Here is a 15,281-nt window from a genome sequence, read left to right on the forward strand (position 1 = left end):
GCCACTTCACCCCATAGGACCCCGCTACTTCATGGTCAGGAACCGCTGCACCAGCGAGGCCAGCAGCACCGCCAGCAGGGGCAGCGAGAACCAGAAACTGCTCTGCAGCCACCGCAGTTGACGCACACTCGGCCGCACCGCGACCCGGACGATCTCGCGGGCCGTCAGCATCAGGATCAGCGCGAGGGCGGCCAGCGCGCCGACCACCGACCACGGCGTCCAGGTGATCTGCGGTCCGATCGGCCCGGGATCGGGCTTCGGAACCGCACCGGCCGGCTGCTTGCGCAGCGCGTACATGGTCACGTCGTCGTTGACGAGGACCTTCTTCAACTCCTGCCGGTTGTCCAGGTTCTGGATGAGCCGGGACTCCCAGGTCGCCGAGTAGCCCGCGTCCAGCTGGAGCGAGACGACCTGACTCTTGTTGAGCATCAGATACGAGTTCGGGCCCGCGTCCTTGAGCGCCTTGACCAGACCGGACACCAGCACCGGGTCCGAAGGGGCCAGCGTCGGCACGTAGTTGACGCGTTCCATGTCCTTCGCGCCCCACGGCATCGCCGGTGTCACGTCGTTGACCGTGTCGTCGCTCAGCCACAGCAGCCGTACGGTCGGCTTGTCGTGGGCGTACACGTAGTTCATGGCGGCGACCTCGCCGGGCCGGACCCGCTCGAAGCCCTCGTTGCCCCAACGGGCCACCAGGAAGCCGCCCATGAGCAGCAGGCCCGCGAGCAGTGCGGCCAGGGGGGCGAGGCTCATCCGGTCCTTCTCGCGCTCCTTGGCGGTGGCGCCGGTGCGCGGGAAGAGGGCGAGACCCGCGAGCAGGGCCGCGCCCGGCACCGCGAACATGAAGACGCGCAGCGCCATTTCGCCGCCGTAGGACTGCATGCCGAAGCCCAGGAACGGGACGAAGGTGAGGACGAGGAGGGAGCGTTCGCGGTACTTGTGGTCGCGGCGGCGCCACCAGCCCCAGCAGGCGAAGGCCATGACGCCGCCGGCCAGCAGGACGCGGGTGTAGAGGACCAGCTTGTGGGTCGAACTGCCGCCCTGGATACGGCCGGAGACGGACGTCGAGACATTGCTGCCGACACCGCCCACCCCGCCGAAGAGGTCGTTGAAGTGTCCGGACCAGTACGGCTCGGCCATGAAGCCGATCCACACCGCGACCAGCACCGCGAACAGGATGGGCAGGCCGCGGAGTTCGGAGCGGCCGATCAGGACGAGGACCGTGAGGACGCCCAGCATCACGAACGGGGTGAGCTGGTGCGCCGGGACGCTCGCCGCGAACAGACCGATCAACACCAGGAGCAGGACGGCCTGTTGGCGCCGGTCGGTCGGTTCGACCTCGGCCTCGCCGGGCCGCATCTTCGTCCACAGGACGTGTGGCGCCCGGAACCAGACCAGGAGGATCGCCACGAAGGTCAGGTAGAGGAGGAAGGTGAAGCCCTGCGGGGAGAAGTAGTCCTGGCCCACCCAGCCGCTGAGCACGAAGATCCAGATGCCGGTCCACTTCGCCCGCCAGCTCGCCCGCAGGGAGCGCACGAGCAGGAACATCGGTGCGAGATAGGCGAGTTGGATGGCGGTGGGCCACCAGCGGATCACGTCGGACCAGTCGGTGATCCCGCACGCCTTGCCGACGAACGCCGCCACCGCGAAGAAGCCGGGCCAGCTCCAGCGGGCGTCCAGGTCGGGTACGGCCGACCCGGTGCGGTCGATGTAGTCGATGAACCCGAGGTGCTGCCAGGCCGTCGGGAAACGCGGCTCGGTCTCGATCACCGCGGGCAGTGCGTGCAGTGAGATCACGGTCGCGAGCAGGGTGATCAGGAGCAGTGCCTTGTGTTCGCGGCCCAGCCACAGCAGCGCGGCGAACACCGTGATCAGCAGCGCGGCGCCGACCAGCGTGGGTAGCGGCAGCACCGAGATCAGGCCGAGCCCGCCCATGCGGTCCAGATCGGACTCGCCGAGCCGCAGCGCGGGCACCCAGTACAGGAGCAGCGCGGCGACCAGCAGACAGCCGAGCACGACGCCGGGCCGCGTGGGTACGAGGCGCTCACGCAGGGACAACGGGCGGGCGGGCGGCGGGACTTCGGCTTCCCGGGCCTCCGTCTCCCGTGCTTCTGCCGCTACGAGCGCCGCCTCCGGTACGACCACGCGGTCGGAGCCGTTGGCGGGTTCGAACGGCGCGTCCACCTCCGGCTCCGCGACCGGGCTCACCGAGGACTCCGAGCCGGGTTCCCTCTCCTCCACCGGCAGCCCCACGACCTCGGACCGCTTGATGCCGAGCGCCCAGGTCGGACGCTGGTCGCCGGACACGATGGGCGTGCCGGTGGGCGGGGTGCCGGGGCCCGGGCGTACGTCGGGCCGTCGTTCCAGGTGGTCGAAGTCCACATGGATGCCGAGCGCGAGGGTGTCGGAGTCGAGCGCCCAGGCCGGGCCGCGCTTGCGCGGCGTGGCGGGGACCTCGCGCGCCCCCAGGTCGGCGAGGTCCCCGTCGGGTGCCGCGTCCTCGGGGAGTTCCGCCGGTGGCGCGGCCCTGAGCGTCCTGAACAGCTTGGGCGCGGCGATCGTCACGATCACCGTGAGGCTGGAGATCTCGGCGACGCCCGCGCCGGTCAGGCCCATGCGGGGGAGCAGCAGCAGTGTCAGACCGAGCACGAGGACGCACAACAGGCCCTGCAGCCAGGCGAGTCCACTGGTCCGGCTCTGTGCGCGCAGTACCGCGAAGTACGTCTCCATGACGACCCGCAGCAGGGCGCCCACCGCGAACCAGCGCAGCAGCGGGGTCGCCGCGTCCGCGTAGCCCGTGCCGAACACGCCCAGGATCCACGGGGCGCCGATGAACAGCAGCCCGCAGATCGGCAGCATGATCCGGGCCATCCGCTTGAGCGCGGCCCGGGTGTTGGCGGCGATGCGCGCCGGATCGTGCGAGCCCTCGACGGTCAGGGAGGCGCCCATGTTGATGGCGAGCAGGTTGACCGTGCCGCCTATCGTCGTGGTGATGTAGAAGTACGCGTTGTCCTCGGAGCTGACCTGCGAGGCGATGATCACCGGCACGAGGTAGACCACGGCGAGCGAGAACAGCGAGCCGGTGTAGTCCCCGGCGAGGAAACGCCCGATCTCCCGCAGCGTCGGCGGCTTCGCGTGCTCCGCGGTCGCCTTGATGTGCCGGGGCACCAGCCGCCGGAACACCAGCCAGCCGAGCGGCACCACGGAGAACGCGATCGCGGCGACCCAGGACACGAAGACACCGCTCGTGGCGAGCGCCGTCGCGAGCCCGACGAGCAGCGCCAACTTCACCGCCGAGAACACGGTGTTGCCCACCGGCACCCAGGGCGCGCTGCGCAGCCCGGTCAGCACCCCGTCCTGGAGCGTGAGCACGTTCCAGGCCACGACGGCGACGACGAAGCCGAGCGCGGGGATCGGCCCGTGCAGGAAGCGGTACGAGGGTCCCCAGTCGTTCAGGGTCAGCAGGAAGATCCCGGCCCCGAGCGCGACGACGAGCGAACTGCCCGCGTACGTACGGAAGATGAGGCGTCCGGTGGCGCGTCCGGCGACCGGGATGAAGCGGGCCAGGGCGCCCGTCAGCGTCACCGCGGTGAGCCCGGCGAGCAGCTTCATCGCGGCGATCGCCGCCGAACCCTGCCCGACCGCGGTGGGCGAGTAGTAGTGGGCCGCGATCAGCCAGTAGCCGAGGCCGAGCACCGCGGAGATCCCGGTGTTCAGCATCAGGGCGTAGGCGTTGCGGAACAGCGGGCTGCCGCCGGGGGACTTGCCCCTCCCCGGCAGGCGCAGTCGGCGCCCCGACTGCTGGGGCGCCGCGGGCTCGGGCGCTGCGGCCTGGGTGGTGGTCGTCGTGTCAGACACGGGAACGGCTGGCCTTCCGGCGGACCTGTCGAGCTCTGCGGACGATGGCGTAGCCCTGGGTGAGGGCACGGTCCCTGGCGAAGTTGCGGGCGATCGCACGGCCCTCGACGAGCCGCTCGAACTCCTCGACACCCGTACTGCGGCGCACAGTCACCCGGCGCAGCGCGTACGGCCCCTGCCGGCGCCGGGCGAGGTCGTTGCCGACGGCGAGCGCCTGCGCGAACCCCGCCTCCCGCACCGCGCCGCGCACCCGGCGGCTGGAGTAGCCGTACGGATACGCGAACGAGACCGGTACGGCGCCGAGTTCGTCGGCGACGATCTCCTTGCAGCGGACCAGCTCCGCGCGCAGGGAGTCGTCGTCGAGCTGGTCGAGCTGCGGGTGGGTGTGGCTGTGGCCGCCGATCTCGACGCCCGTGCGCGCGAGTTCGCGCACCTGGTCCCAGTCGAGCATGGTGTCCAGGCCGCCCCCGGTGTCGTGGGCGCCCCGGATCCAGCCGGTGGACACGAACAGGGTGGACGCGAAGCCGTGTTGGGCGAGGGCGGGCAGGGCGTGCCGGTGCACGCCCTCGTAGCCGTCGTCGAAGGTGATCAGGACCGGGCGCTCGGGCAGCGGTTTGCCGGAGCGCCAACTCGCCGCCAGATCGGCTGTGTTGACGGGAGTGAAGCCCCGGTCGCCGAGGAGTGCCAGCTGCTCGGCGAACGCCTCCGGCGCGACGGACAGGGCGCGGGTGGCGTCGTTCGGGGCACTGGCGACCGAGTGGTACATGAGGATCGGCACCGGTGTGTCACTCATGCGCGTCCCCCCGCTCGATCCCGACCACCTCGAAAGTGGCCCCGCCCCGCCGTGCCTTGACGCTCCCGACGACATACCCGCCCGCCGCCGTGAACACCCCGGCGACGATCGCGCCCGCCCGGCCCGCACCGCCCGGCCGGGCCAGGACGGCGTCGCGCAGCCCGCGGACCACCCCGGCCGGCAGGACCCGGGTCGTGTAACGGCGCTCGGACTCAAGTCCCTTGTCCGCGCCGACACTTCGGGCCACCAGCGCCTTGGACAGGCCCTCGGCGTAGGTGCGCGTACGGAAGTACCCGAAGTGCTCGCGCGCCTCGGGCACCCGGTGGTGGATCACCGCCCGGTCGTCGATCAGCAGGACCGCGTCCGGTCTGGCGCGGGCGAGACGGATGCAGAGCTCTGTCTCCTCGCAGCCCAGCGGACGCTTGTCGCCGTCGCGTCCGATGCCGGTCGCGAAGCCGCCGGCCGCGTCGAACGCCGTACGCCTGAACGAGGCGTTGCCGCCAAGGACGTTGCGCACCCGGACCCGGCCCGGCGGCAGGCCCTTGTACGTGCAGCCCACCACCCAGTCGAACTCCTCGGGGAACCAGGCCGGTCGGCGGCCCGACGCCCAGATCGGCATCGTACGGCCGCCGACGGCCATCACCTTCGGATCGGTGTACGCCTCGGCGAAGTGCCGCAGCCAGTCCCGCTCGGCCACGGCGTCGTCGTCGAGGAAGGCGATGACCTCGCCGCGCGAGGCGGCGATGCCGGTGTTGCGGCCCGCGGACAGACCGCGCGGGCCCGCGTTCGCCAGCACGCGGACCTCGCCCGTCTCCTCGAAGTCCTTGTACTCCCTGGTGAGTCGGTCCAGGAGAGCCGGGTTGTGGTCGACGACCAGCAACGTTTCCAGAGCGGGCCGTGACTGCGCCCGCACCGAGGAGACCGCCGCGAGGATGTCCTCCCAGCGGTCCTCGGTGTAGACGCAGATCACGACAGCGATGTCGGGACTGCTCAAGACACCTCTCCCCGGACCGAGGTGGGCTGCGGGTCGAGGGTGTCGATCATCGTGGAGTGCGAACGACGGCGCAGCGCACGCCGGTTGGAGCGCTCCTTGAGGATCACCTTGAGCACCCGGAGACCGTCCCGCACGGCACGCAGATTGCTCGTGCCGTGGATACGGAGGTACTCGTGGCTGGGGATCTCCTGCACCTTGAGGCCGGCCTTGACGACCCGGATGTTGATCAGGGTCTCGATCTCGAAGCCGGTGCAGTCGAGGTCGATCTTGTCGAGGCAGTGCCGCCAGAACGCGTTGTAGCCGTAGCAGAGATCGGTGTACCGGGCGCCGAACTTGCGGTTGACGATCGTGCACAGCGCCCAGTTGCCGAGCTTGCGGATGAACGTCATGTCGTCCGTGCCGCCGCCGTTGGCGAAGCGCGAGCCCTTGGCGAAGTCCGCGCCCGAGACGAGGGCGGAGACATAGCTGACGATCTCGTGCCCGTCGGCCGAGCCGTCCGCGTCGACCATCACGATGATGTCGCCGCTGCAGGCCTCGAAACCGGTGATCAGGGCATCCCCCTTGCCCTTGCCCTGCTGTTCGACGACCTTGACCCCGGGCCACAGCTCGCGGGCCACCTCGACGGTGTTGTCGGTGGAATTGCCGTCCACAAGAACCACTTCGTGTATCCACGCGGGAAGGGTCTTGAAGACGTAGGGGAGATTCTCCGCCTCATTCATGGCGGGAATCACCACGCTCACCGGCGGTGTAATCGCCAGGTGAGAGGAGATCGGCCGGTATGTGGCCGACATTAACGGATCTTGGCCCGATGCAGCTGGGCGCAGAACAGAACTCACGAGTCTGGTCCCTCTCGTCCGGCGGACCGCCCGCCCCTGGGCGGCCCGGCTCTGTGCTCCGGTTCGAAAGGGGGGTTCTCACGGGCGACACGGAGAAATGGATCTCCGTGCACGCGTGGTGAGCTGGCAAAGCTGGTCGACCCCCGGGAAAACATGAAAGCCGGCCGCGCGGCACGACTCGGTCACAAGTACGGTCACCGAGCACGGCACCCCCCTACCGCGCCCCGCCCCGGATCCATCGCGGTCCTTGAGCCCTCCCCTAGAGCCGCTCGATGATGGACCAGTGCGGGTGAGATGTACGACGGTATTGATGAATGAACCTGTATGGCAAGGCCTGGAACGAGGCCTCACGTTTTTGTTGGTTTGACCGTTACACTACTTTGTCTGCCGTTGTACGGCCACGCATATGCCGCGTGAATACCGATAGAGATATCAGGCCACTGATCACTGCCACCGAGATGATTCCACCGTCGACCGACCACCGGTGCACGGCCAGCATTCCCTGGGCCACCAGCATGTCGACGACCACCGCGCCCGCCACCGAGGTGAGGACACGGCTGAAGGGATCAAGTCCGCGCAATACCGCGGCAATTGCGGCAGCCGGTGCCGCGAACAGGAAGAACAGCGCGAACGGGCCGCGCAGTGGTGATCCGGAATCGATGAGCGCGAGAAGTGCGCCGACCCCTCCCACGGCAACCGCCGCGCCCGCGAGCAGTGGTGCCAGGTCCCTCCCCGGTCCTGACCGCGCACGCTCGACGCCGTCCGTGGGAACTCTCTTGGTACGTAAGGTCTGCATTGGCGACTTTGCCCCCCAGCGCGCCGGATGCCGGACTTCAATGTGACCCCGTCCGACCGGGATCGTCAAGGCGCGGAAGCCGCTTGTACCGGTTCTCGCGCATCCCCGAATGAATGTTCCCCGGAGGCGCCTGCTGCCTCCGGGGAACCGGTTGTTCGGGTGGGGCGGGTGAGCGTTACGGGACGAGCTTCAGGAGCTTGTTCGGCGAACCGGTGCCCGCGCTGGTCACGACACCCGAAGTGGCGCCGTTCACCAGGGCCGTGGCGACCTGGGCCGGAGTGGACGAGGTGTGGCCCGCGAGATAGACGGCGGCGGCACCGGCCACGTGCGGGGTCGCCATCGAGGTGCCCGACAGGGTGGCGGTGGCGGTGTCGCTGGTGTTGTAGCCGGCCAGGATCGAGGAGCCGGGCGCGAAGATGTCCAGTGTCGAGCCGTAGTTGGAGTAACTGGCCTTGGCGTCCGCGCTGGTGGTGGCGCCGACCGTGATCGCGGTGGAGACCCGGGCGGGGGAGTACGAGGAGGCGTTGGCGCTGCTGTTGCCCGCCGCGACGGCGTACGTCACGCCGCTGGATATGGAGTTGGCGACCGCCGTGTCGAGCGAGGTGGAGGCGGAGCCGCCGAGCGACATGTTGGCGACCGCCGGCGTGGTGTGGTTCGAGGTCACCCAGTCGATGCCCGCGATCACCCCGGCCGTCGTACCCGAGCCGCTGTTGTCCAGCACCCGGACCGCCACGATGTTCGCCTTCTTGGCGACGCCGTACGTCGAGCCCGCGATCGTCGTGGCCACATGGGTGCCGTGGCCGTTGCCGTCGGAGGCGGTGGTGTCGCCGTCGACCGCGTCGTAGCCGTACGAGGCACGGCCGCTGATCTGGGTGTGGGTGATCCGGACGCCGGTGTCGATGACGTACACGGTCACCCCGCTGCCCGCGGTGTCCGGGTAGGTGTACGTGCCCGAGAGCGGCAGCGCGGCCTGGTCGATGCGGTCCAGGCCCCAGGGCGCGCTGGACTGGGTGGTGTCGGTCAGGTGGACGCGCTGGTTCTGCTCCACCGCGGCGACGGCCGGGTCGGCGGCGAGTCTCTCGGCCTCGGTCGCGGAGAGGCTTGCCGTGTAGCCGTTCAGCACCGTGCCGAACGTCTTGGTGACCGTGCCGCCGTACTCCTTGACCAGGCCCTTGCCCGCGGCCGAGGACGCCTTGAGGCCGGCGCTCTTCTTGAGGGTGACGATGTAGCTGCCGTCGACGGCTGTGGGGGAGCCGGCGGCCAGTACCGTGCCCGTGGCCGGGGCGGCCTGGGCGGGGAGTGCGGTGAGCCCGCCGACGAGAGCGGCGGTGGCGGCGCCGGTGATCGCGGCGAGCCGGAGCTTGTTGCTACGCAGGAGTGCCATTACGAGGGAGTCCTCCTCCAGGCGGCGCGCGCCCGGGTCGGCGCGCGACTGTGGGGGTGCGCGCGTCGTCGTGCGCACAGCCCTGGAGCGTTGCGTTCCGCACCAAGGCTGAGTAAAGCGTGGGTCATGTACCGGTGTGGTTCAAGGGAGTTGACGGCCTGTCACAGAGCTGTCATGAGCACGTAATCAAACACGTCGCGGACTCTCTATTGGCATGGACACTTCCCGTCGATGCGCGTAGTTGGTACGACAGTTGTGGCAGAGATCCTGCTAAGGGAGGTTCCATGAGACGTTCCCGATTTACGGCATACGTGACCTCGCTCCTCCTCGCCGCCGCGCTCGCCCTCACCGGGGCGATGACGGCGCAGGCGTCCCAACTCGCCGCCACCGGCGGCTATGTGGCCCTCGGCGACTCCTACTCCTCCGGAGTCGGCGCGGGCACCTACATCAGCTCCAGCGGGTCCTGCGACCGCAGCACCAAGGCCTACCCCTACCTCTGGGCAGCCGCCCACTCACCCTCCACGTTCGACTTCACCGCTTGCTCCGGCGCCCGAACGGGTGATGTTCTGGCGAGTCAACTCGGCCCGCTCAGCTCGTCCACGGCCCTCGTCTCCCTCTCCATCGGCGGCAACGACGCCGGCTTCACCGACGTCATGACGACCTGCGTCCTCCAGTCCGACAGCTCCTGCCTCTCCCGGATCGCCACCGCGAAGGCCTACGTCGACTCGACGCTGCCCGGCCTGCTCGACAAGGTCTACTCGGCGATCAGCGCCAAAGCCCCCGCCGCGCACGTGGTCGTGCTCGGCTACCCGCGCTTCTACAAGCTCGGCACCACCTGCGTCGGCCTCTCCGCGACCAAGCGCACCGCCATCAACGGCGCGGCCGACTACCTGGACGCAGCCCTCGCCAAGCGCGCCGCCGACCACGGCTTCACCTTCGGCGACGTACGCACCACCTTCACCGGCCACGAACTCTGCTCCGGCAGCTCCTGGCTGCACAGCCTCAACCTGCTGAACATCACCGAGTCGTACCACCCGACCGCGGCCGGCCAGTCCGGCGGCTATCTACCGGTGTTCACCAGCGTGGCCTGACTTCTCACCCGCCCGAAGGTGATGCCGAGCTCGATACGGAGGCCCCGTCCGACGGGGTCTCCGTCAGGCAAGTCACCGAGAACGGCACCGAGTTGGACGTCGTCTCGACCGGGCTGCGGATCTCGACACTGATCTCGTTCGTGAACGTCCCGCTGTTCGAGTACGTCGTCAGGAACACCCTGTCCTGCTTGGTCTTTCCGCCGCCCGACGGGAACGACAGCGTCTTCCAGCCCGGGTTGGAGACCGAACCGGTCTTCGTCACCCACCGGTAGGACACCTCCGCGGGCAACTTCCCCACCGTGATGCTCGCCGTGAAGGTGGGCGCCTTCGCGTTCGGCGGCGGGCAAGTGCCGGAGTAGTCGGTGTTGGCGCCGGCCACCGTCGCCTTCACCGACTGCGGCGCCGAGGACGACTTGCTGCTGCTCGGGCTCGGCGTCTGACTCGCGGCCGTGGTCTGGCTGCTCGCGCTGGGCGAAGTCCCGTCCGAAGGCTGGCTCTTGGGGGTGCTGGTGCCCTTGCCCGCGTTGGCGTTCCCGTTGTTCCGGTTCAGCAGCGCGTACGTCAGTCCGCCGATCGCCAGGGCCAGCGCCAGGACACCCGCGATGATCACGGCGGCCGCCCGCCGATTGCGGTGCGGTTCGGCCGCGGCCGTCGGCGTCGAGTAGGAGGTGGGCGGCGGCCCGAAGCCCTGTACCGGCTGCGGCGGCGTCCGCGAGTCCTGCTGGGAGAAGTTGTCCTGCGGGTGCCCCGCCATCGTCGGCGTGTACGGCGTCGTGGGTCCGGTGCTCGCGCGAGGAGTGCCGCCCGCGGCGACCAGCCGTAGATCCTGCTCCGCCTGCTCGGCCGACAACCGCTCGGCCGGATCCTTGCGCAGCAGTCCCTCGATGACCGGGGTGAGCGGCCCCGCAAGCCGCGGCGGCGGCAACTCCTCGTCGACGATGGCGCGCAGGGTGCTCAGCGGGGTGTTCTGGCGGAACGGCGAGTGGCCCTCGACCGCCGCGTACAGCAGTACGCCCAGCGCCCACAGGTCGGACTCGGGCCCCGGTGTACGGCCCAACGCCCGCTCCGGAGCGAGGAATTCGGGCGAACCGATGACCTCGCCGGTCATGGTGAGCGCCGAACTGCCCTCCACCATCGCGATACCGAAGTCGGTCAGTACGACCCGACCGTCGTTCGACATCAGTACGTTGGCCGGTTTGACGTCCCGGTGCAGCACTCCGGCGTCGTGCGCGGCCCGCAGTGCGGCGAGCACCTCGGCACCGATGTGCGCGGTCCGCTGCGGCGTCAACGGGCCCTCGGCGTCCAGGAGATCGGCCAGGGAGACGCCCCGGACCAGCTCCATGACGATCCAGGGGCGGCCGTCCTCCGTGGCCACGTCGTACACCGTCACGACGTTGCGGTTGGCGACCCGCGCCGCCGCCCACGCCTCGCGCTCCAGCCGGGCGTACATCCGCTCCACGTCACCGGAGGCCAGTCCGGCCGGCGCGCGCACCTCCTTGACGGCGACCTCGCGTTGCAGCACTTCGTCGCGGGCCCGCCACACGGTTCCCATGCCGCCCTCACCGAGAGGGGACAGGAGCCGGTAGCGGCCCGCGATCACACGTTCAGTGCCCGGTTCTTCGGGCATGGGTGACTCCCATTCGCATCCGGGCCAATTCTCCACAAACCTAGCTCAGCCGAGTGCGGATGCCGCCCCCTTGAGCACCAATCCGACCCCAAGGGCCACGACGACCAGTGCCGATCCCAGCGGCAAGGTCCGGCGGACCAGGACTGCCATGGGGCTGGTGGTCCAGCGGGGGCGCCGGTCCAGCACTCGGTTCATCCCTGTACCCAGCTTGACGACGGCGAATCCGGCGGCGGTGAGGGTGAGGGCGAGCCCGACGCCGTACGCGACGACGAGCAGCAGCCCGAACCAGGCCTGGCCCAGTGCGGCGGCGCCCACGAGGACGACCACGGCGGAGGGGCTGGGGACCAGTCCACCGGCGAAACCGAGCAGAATCGTGCCGCGGACGGTGGGGGCGGTGTCGTGGGTGTGGGTGAACCCGCCGTGGGTGTGTTCCACGGTGCCGTCGTGGGCGTGGCCATGGTCGTGATCGTGCTCGTGGTCATGGGGGTGTTCGTCGTCGTGGCTGTGCGGGTGCGGGTGTGCGTGGGCCTCGGTGTGGGGGGACGCGGCTTCGGCGTGTGCGGAGACCAGGACCAGGGAGCGCTCCGGGGCCTCGACGGTCTCGTGCTGGTGATCGTGGGGGTGGGGATGGGGGTGCGGGTGTGTGTGTCCGTGCGGTCCGTGTCCGTGTGAAGGGGCTTGCGGGCGTGGGCGGTTGCGCCAGGCCCTGCGGAGGAGGTTGCCGCCCGCGAAGAGGACCAGGACGCCGCTCGCGATGCCCAGCCAGGCGATCACCGAGGGGGTCGCGGCGGAGCCGGCCGTGACCAGGAGGCCCAGGGCGATCACGCCGAGGGTGTGGGTGACGGTGACCGAGGCGGCGAGGGGGAGGACGTCCTTGAGGCGGGCGCGACCGCCGCGTGCGGCTGCCGTGGCCGCCATCAGGGTCTTGCCGTGACCCGGGGCGAGCGCGTGCATCGCGCCCAGGGCGATGGCGATGAGCAGGGAGAGGGCGGCGAACCCGACCGTGAGGTGGTGGCGGGCCACCAGGTTGTTCAGGGCCTGCGTCCAGCGGTCCGCGCCGCGCGGAAGCACGGAGGCGGCGGACGAGCCCGACGCGGACTGGTCGTCGTTCGTGAGGGCCGGGCCGCCGGGGCGGGCGTGCAGGGACGCGGTCGTGATGTCGGCGGGGGAGGAGAGCAAGTCCTTGGGGTAGCTGGTGAGTTCGTGCGACACCGACTTCTTCGGTACGTCCGACGCGGTGAGCGTCATCCGGTCGGCGCGCGCGGTGATCTCCCGCCAGCCGGGGCCGGTGGTCAGGCCCGCGCTGTGGAAGCCGACGGTGACCGTGCTGCCCTTGGGGAGCGCTGCGGTCGAACTGCACTCCACGCGCAGGGTGTTGAGCCCGGCCTGCCCCGGCCGCAGGCGCGCGGTACTGCTGCCGGGCGTGAGGGCGACCGTGTGGCCGTCGACGGTGACCTTGCTGCCCTCGGCGGCCTTGTCGCACCGCTGCCGGGCCCACTCCGTCATGCCCAACGTCTTGATGTCCGGCTTGACTTGGGTCGCCGGGATCTCGGCGAGGTCCTCGACGTGGGTGACGCGGAGCTTCCCGGGGGCGACGACGAGACCGTCGTAACGGTTGACGGTGAAGTTGCCGAGCGGGTGCGCGCTCGCGGCGGCCGTGGGGACCAGCAGGAGCGCGCCGGCGGCCGTGAGGACGGCCGCGGCGGAGGCGAACAGGCGGCGGGCGGGCCTCACTTGGTCGCCTCCAGCGCCTTACGGGCCTTGCTCGCGCCGAGCGGCGAGAACCCCGGGTTCAGCTTCAGGGCCGCCGTCAGGTGGGCGCGGCCCTCCGCCTTGTGGCCCGTGGCGAGCTCGATCGTGCCGCGGTGGTAGAGGAACGAGGCGTTGTGGTAGCCGGTGGCCGTGGCCTGCCGGGCGTAGGGGAGGGCCTCCTTGTCGAGGCCGTTGACGTGCAGGGCCCAGGCGAGGGCGTCGGCGGTGTGCACGGTGTGGCGGCGGGCCCACTCGGCGCGGGCGGCCTTGAGAGCCGACTTGATGTCTCCGTGGTCGGCGGCGGCGAGTGCGGTGTCGAGGTCGGCGTTGACGCCGTTGGCGCGGGCCAGGGCGATCCAGGCGTCGACGAGGGCGTACTGGTCGTCGGCCTTGGCCTTGTCGCCCGCGGCGCCCCGGCTCTCGTACAACTCGCCGAGTTCCACGAGGGGTTGGGGCAGTGGATAGCGGGAGACGACCAGCTCCATGCCCTTGATGGCGTCGGCGCGGTCGCCCAGGGCGGCCTGGGCGCGGGCGCGGCCCTCCAGGGCGGGGAGGTAGTTCTCGTCGGCGGCGAGGGCGCGACCGTAGTCGTTCAGGGCGGTCTTGTAGTCGCCCTGGTTCCAGGCGAGTTGGCCGAGCGTGCCGGCCACGTACGAGATGTCTCCGGGGGAGGTGGCGGCTGCGAGGGCCTGTTCCAGGACCCTGCGGGCCGTGGTGACGTCGCCGCGCAGCTCGTGGACGTACGCGTACCGGGTGAAGACCGGGACGCCGGGCTTGCGGGCGTCGGCGAGGTCGGCGGCCTTCGACGCCTGGTCGTAGTGGCCGAGTTCGACGAGCGCGTCGATACGGGAGCACAGGGCGCGCTCGCTGTACGGGTTCTCCTTCAGCACCTGGTCCGCGTAGGTCAGGGCTTCCTTGAACTCGTGCCGGGCGGCGGCGAGCGCGGCGCGGCCCTCAAGGGCGTTCTCGTTGTCGGGCGAGATCTTCAGCGACCGCTGGAAGGAGGCCTGCGCCTGCGGGTACCGGGACGGGTCGCCCTTGGTCCTGGCCTGCTCGACATACGCCAGCCCGAGCGTCGCCCACCCGTCGAAGTCCTTCGGCTGCGTGCGGAGATGAGCCTGCAGCGCGGCGATACTCGCGTCCAGACTCCCACTGGCCAACAACTCCGGCGACACGGCACTGGAGGCAGCCGCGACACCTGTGGCGCCACTGTCCTTCGACGCCCCGATGGCGATGGCCCCGGCGGTCATCGCCACGGCCAACAGGGCCGCGCAACCGGCGAGTTGGAGGCCCCGCCAGCGACGGCCCGCGGCGGCCACCCGGCGTACGGCGGCGATGCGATCGTCGTCGGCGTGGGGGAGGGCGGGAGTGGTGGCCGGGTCCTCGTCGGGGTGTGTGTGGCTGTGGGGGGCGGCTGATCCATCGTGGGTGTGGGGGACGCCCGGTCCGTCGGTGTTGTCATGGCTGTGGGGGGTGCCCAGTCCATCGGCGGTGGCGTGGCTGTGGGTGGGGGCCGGCCCGTCAGCGGGGGCGTGCTTGTGCGACGGGGCCGGTTCATCGGCACTGCCGTGCACGAGAGTTGGGGCTGGGGTCGCGTCGTCGGCGGTGGGGGTCGGCTCGGGGGATTCGGCGGCGGTGCGACTCGGAGCTTCACGGGTATCGGTGGGGGTGTCGCCGAGGGCGTCGGCCGTGGTCTCGGAGCTCTCGGAGCCCGGGGCCTGCGGTTCCGCGCCGCGAATCGAGCCGGCGGCCGGCGCTGATTCCGTCCTGGACGCCACCACGGCGGCTGTCTTCGGGGCGTCTGCGCTGTCGAGTCCGGTGGTCGGGTCCGAGTCCCGGCCACCCTCCGGCCGGGCGGTCGTCTTCGGGTCGCGCGCGCTGTCCGGTTCGGTGACGGTGTCCGCGCTCCGCCCGTCTCCCGGCCCGGTGCCCGCAACTCCGGCGTCCTCGTCCCCGCCCCCCGAATCCTCGCCCTGCTCCCACAGCCGCTCCCACTCCCGCTCCGACCCGGGCGTCGGCGTCTCGCCGTGATTGCCCTCCGTCGGCTCGTTGTCGTTCTCGCGCGGGGCCATGCCGGTTCCTCCATCGCCTGGGTGGATCAGTGGTTCCGTGGGTCTGCGGATCGGTGGACGCATGTGGATACGTGGGGC

General features: G+C 70.6%; 10 protein-coding genes. 1 reads left to right on the forward strand and 9 read right to left on the reverse strand.

The features are described 5' to 3' along the window. Nucleotides 1-24: 24 nt before the first annotated feature. From AB0I69_RS15950 to AB0I69_RS15975, 6 genes are all read right to left on the reverse strand, one after another. Nucleotides 25-3,858, reverse strand: coding sequence for a lipopolysaccharide biosynthesis protein (locus AB0I69_RS15950; protein WP_363096237.1), 3,834 nt, complete (start codon nt 3,856-3,858; stop codon nt 25-27). Beyond that, nucleotides 3,851-4,651: a polysaccharide deacetylase family protein gene (locus AB0I69_RS15955; protein ID WP_363096238.1), complete on the reverse strand. Its 801-nt coding sequence runs from the start codon at nt 4,649-4,651 to the stop codon at nt 3,851-3,853. Before AB0I69_RS15955 ends, AB0I69_RS15950 begins: the two co-directional genes overlap by 8 nt. Beyond that, nucleotides 4,644-5,645: a glycosyltransferase family 2 protein gene (locus tag AB0I69_RS15960; RefSeq protein ID WP_363096239.1), complete on the reverse strand. Its 1,002-nt coding sequence runs from the start codon at nt 5,643-5,645 to the stop codon at nt 4,644-4,646. The genes AB0I69_RS15955 and AB0I69_RS15960 overlap by 8 nt, the downstream gene beginning before the upstream one ends. Further along, entirely contained in the window at nt 5,642-6,481 is an 840-nt protein-coding gene (locus AB0I69_RS15965; protein ID WP_363096240.1) for a glycosyltransferase family 2 protein, read from the reverse strand. The genes AB0I69_RS15960 and AB0I69_RS15965 overlap by 4 nt, the downstream gene beginning before the upstream one ends. Before the next feature lie 370 nt (nt 6,482-6,851). Then, nucleotides 6,852-7,172 carry a hypothetical protein gene (locus AB0I69_RS15970; protein WP_363096241.1) on the reverse strand — a complete coding sequence of 107 codons (321 nt, stop codon included), beginning with the start codon at nt 7,170-7,172 and terminating at the stop codon, nt 6,852-6,854. Nucleotides 7,173-7,452: 280 nt separating this feature from the next. Next, a complete protein-coding gene (locus AB0I69_RS15975; protein WP_363096651.1) occupies nt 7,453-8,661 on the reverse strand; it encodes a S8 family peptidase in 1,209 nt (402 codons plus the stop codon). A gap of 284 nt (nt 8,662-8,945) precedes the next feature. On the opposite strand from AB0I69_RS15975, the gene AB0I69_RS15980 reads away from it, so the two are divergent. Continuing rightward, entirely contained in the window at nt 8,946-9,752 is an 807-nt protein-coding gene (locus AB0I69_RS15980; RefSeq protein ID WP_363096242.1) for an SGNH/GDSL hydrolase family protein, read from the forward strand. 4 nt (nt 9,753-9,756) lie between these two features. Here AB0I69_RS15980 and AB0I69_RS15985 read toward each other — a convergent pair whose 3' ends face one another. The 3 genes from AB0I69_RS15985 to AB0I69_RS15995 are packed head-to-tail and all read right to left on the reverse strand — an operon-like array spanning nt 9,757 to nt 15,203. Next, on the reverse strand, nt 9,757-11,379 hold the full coding sequence (locus tag AB0I69_RS15985; RefSeq protein ID WP_363096243.1) for a serine/threonine-protein kinase: 1,623 nt from the start codon (nt 11,377-11,379) through the stop codon (nt 9,757-9,759). 45 nt (nt 11,380-11,424) lie between these two features. Further along, nucleotides 11,425-13,113: a sulfite exporter TauE/SafE family protein gene (locus tag AB0I69_RS15990; protein WP_363096244.1), complete on the reverse strand. Its 1,689-nt coding sequence runs from the start codon at nt 13,111-13,113 to the stop codon at nt 11,425-11,427. Next, on the reverse strand, nt 13,110-15,203 hold the full coding sequence (locus tag AB0I69_RS15995; RefSeq protein ID WP_363096245.1) for a tetratricopeptide repeat protein: 2,094 nt from the start codon (nt 15,201-15,203) through the stop codon (nt 13,110-13,112). The genes AB0I69_RS15990 and AB0I69_RS15995 overlap by 4 nt, the downstream gene beginning before the upstream one ends. Between the last annotated feature and the right edge of the window lie 78 nt (nt 15,204-15,281).

Origin of the sequence: Streptomyces sp. NPDC050508 (assembly GCF_040655155.1) — a bacterium.
In the GTDB taxonomy this organism is placed as follows: domain Bacteria; phylum Actinomycetota; class Actinomycetes; order Streptomycetales; family Streptomycetaceae; genus Streptomyces.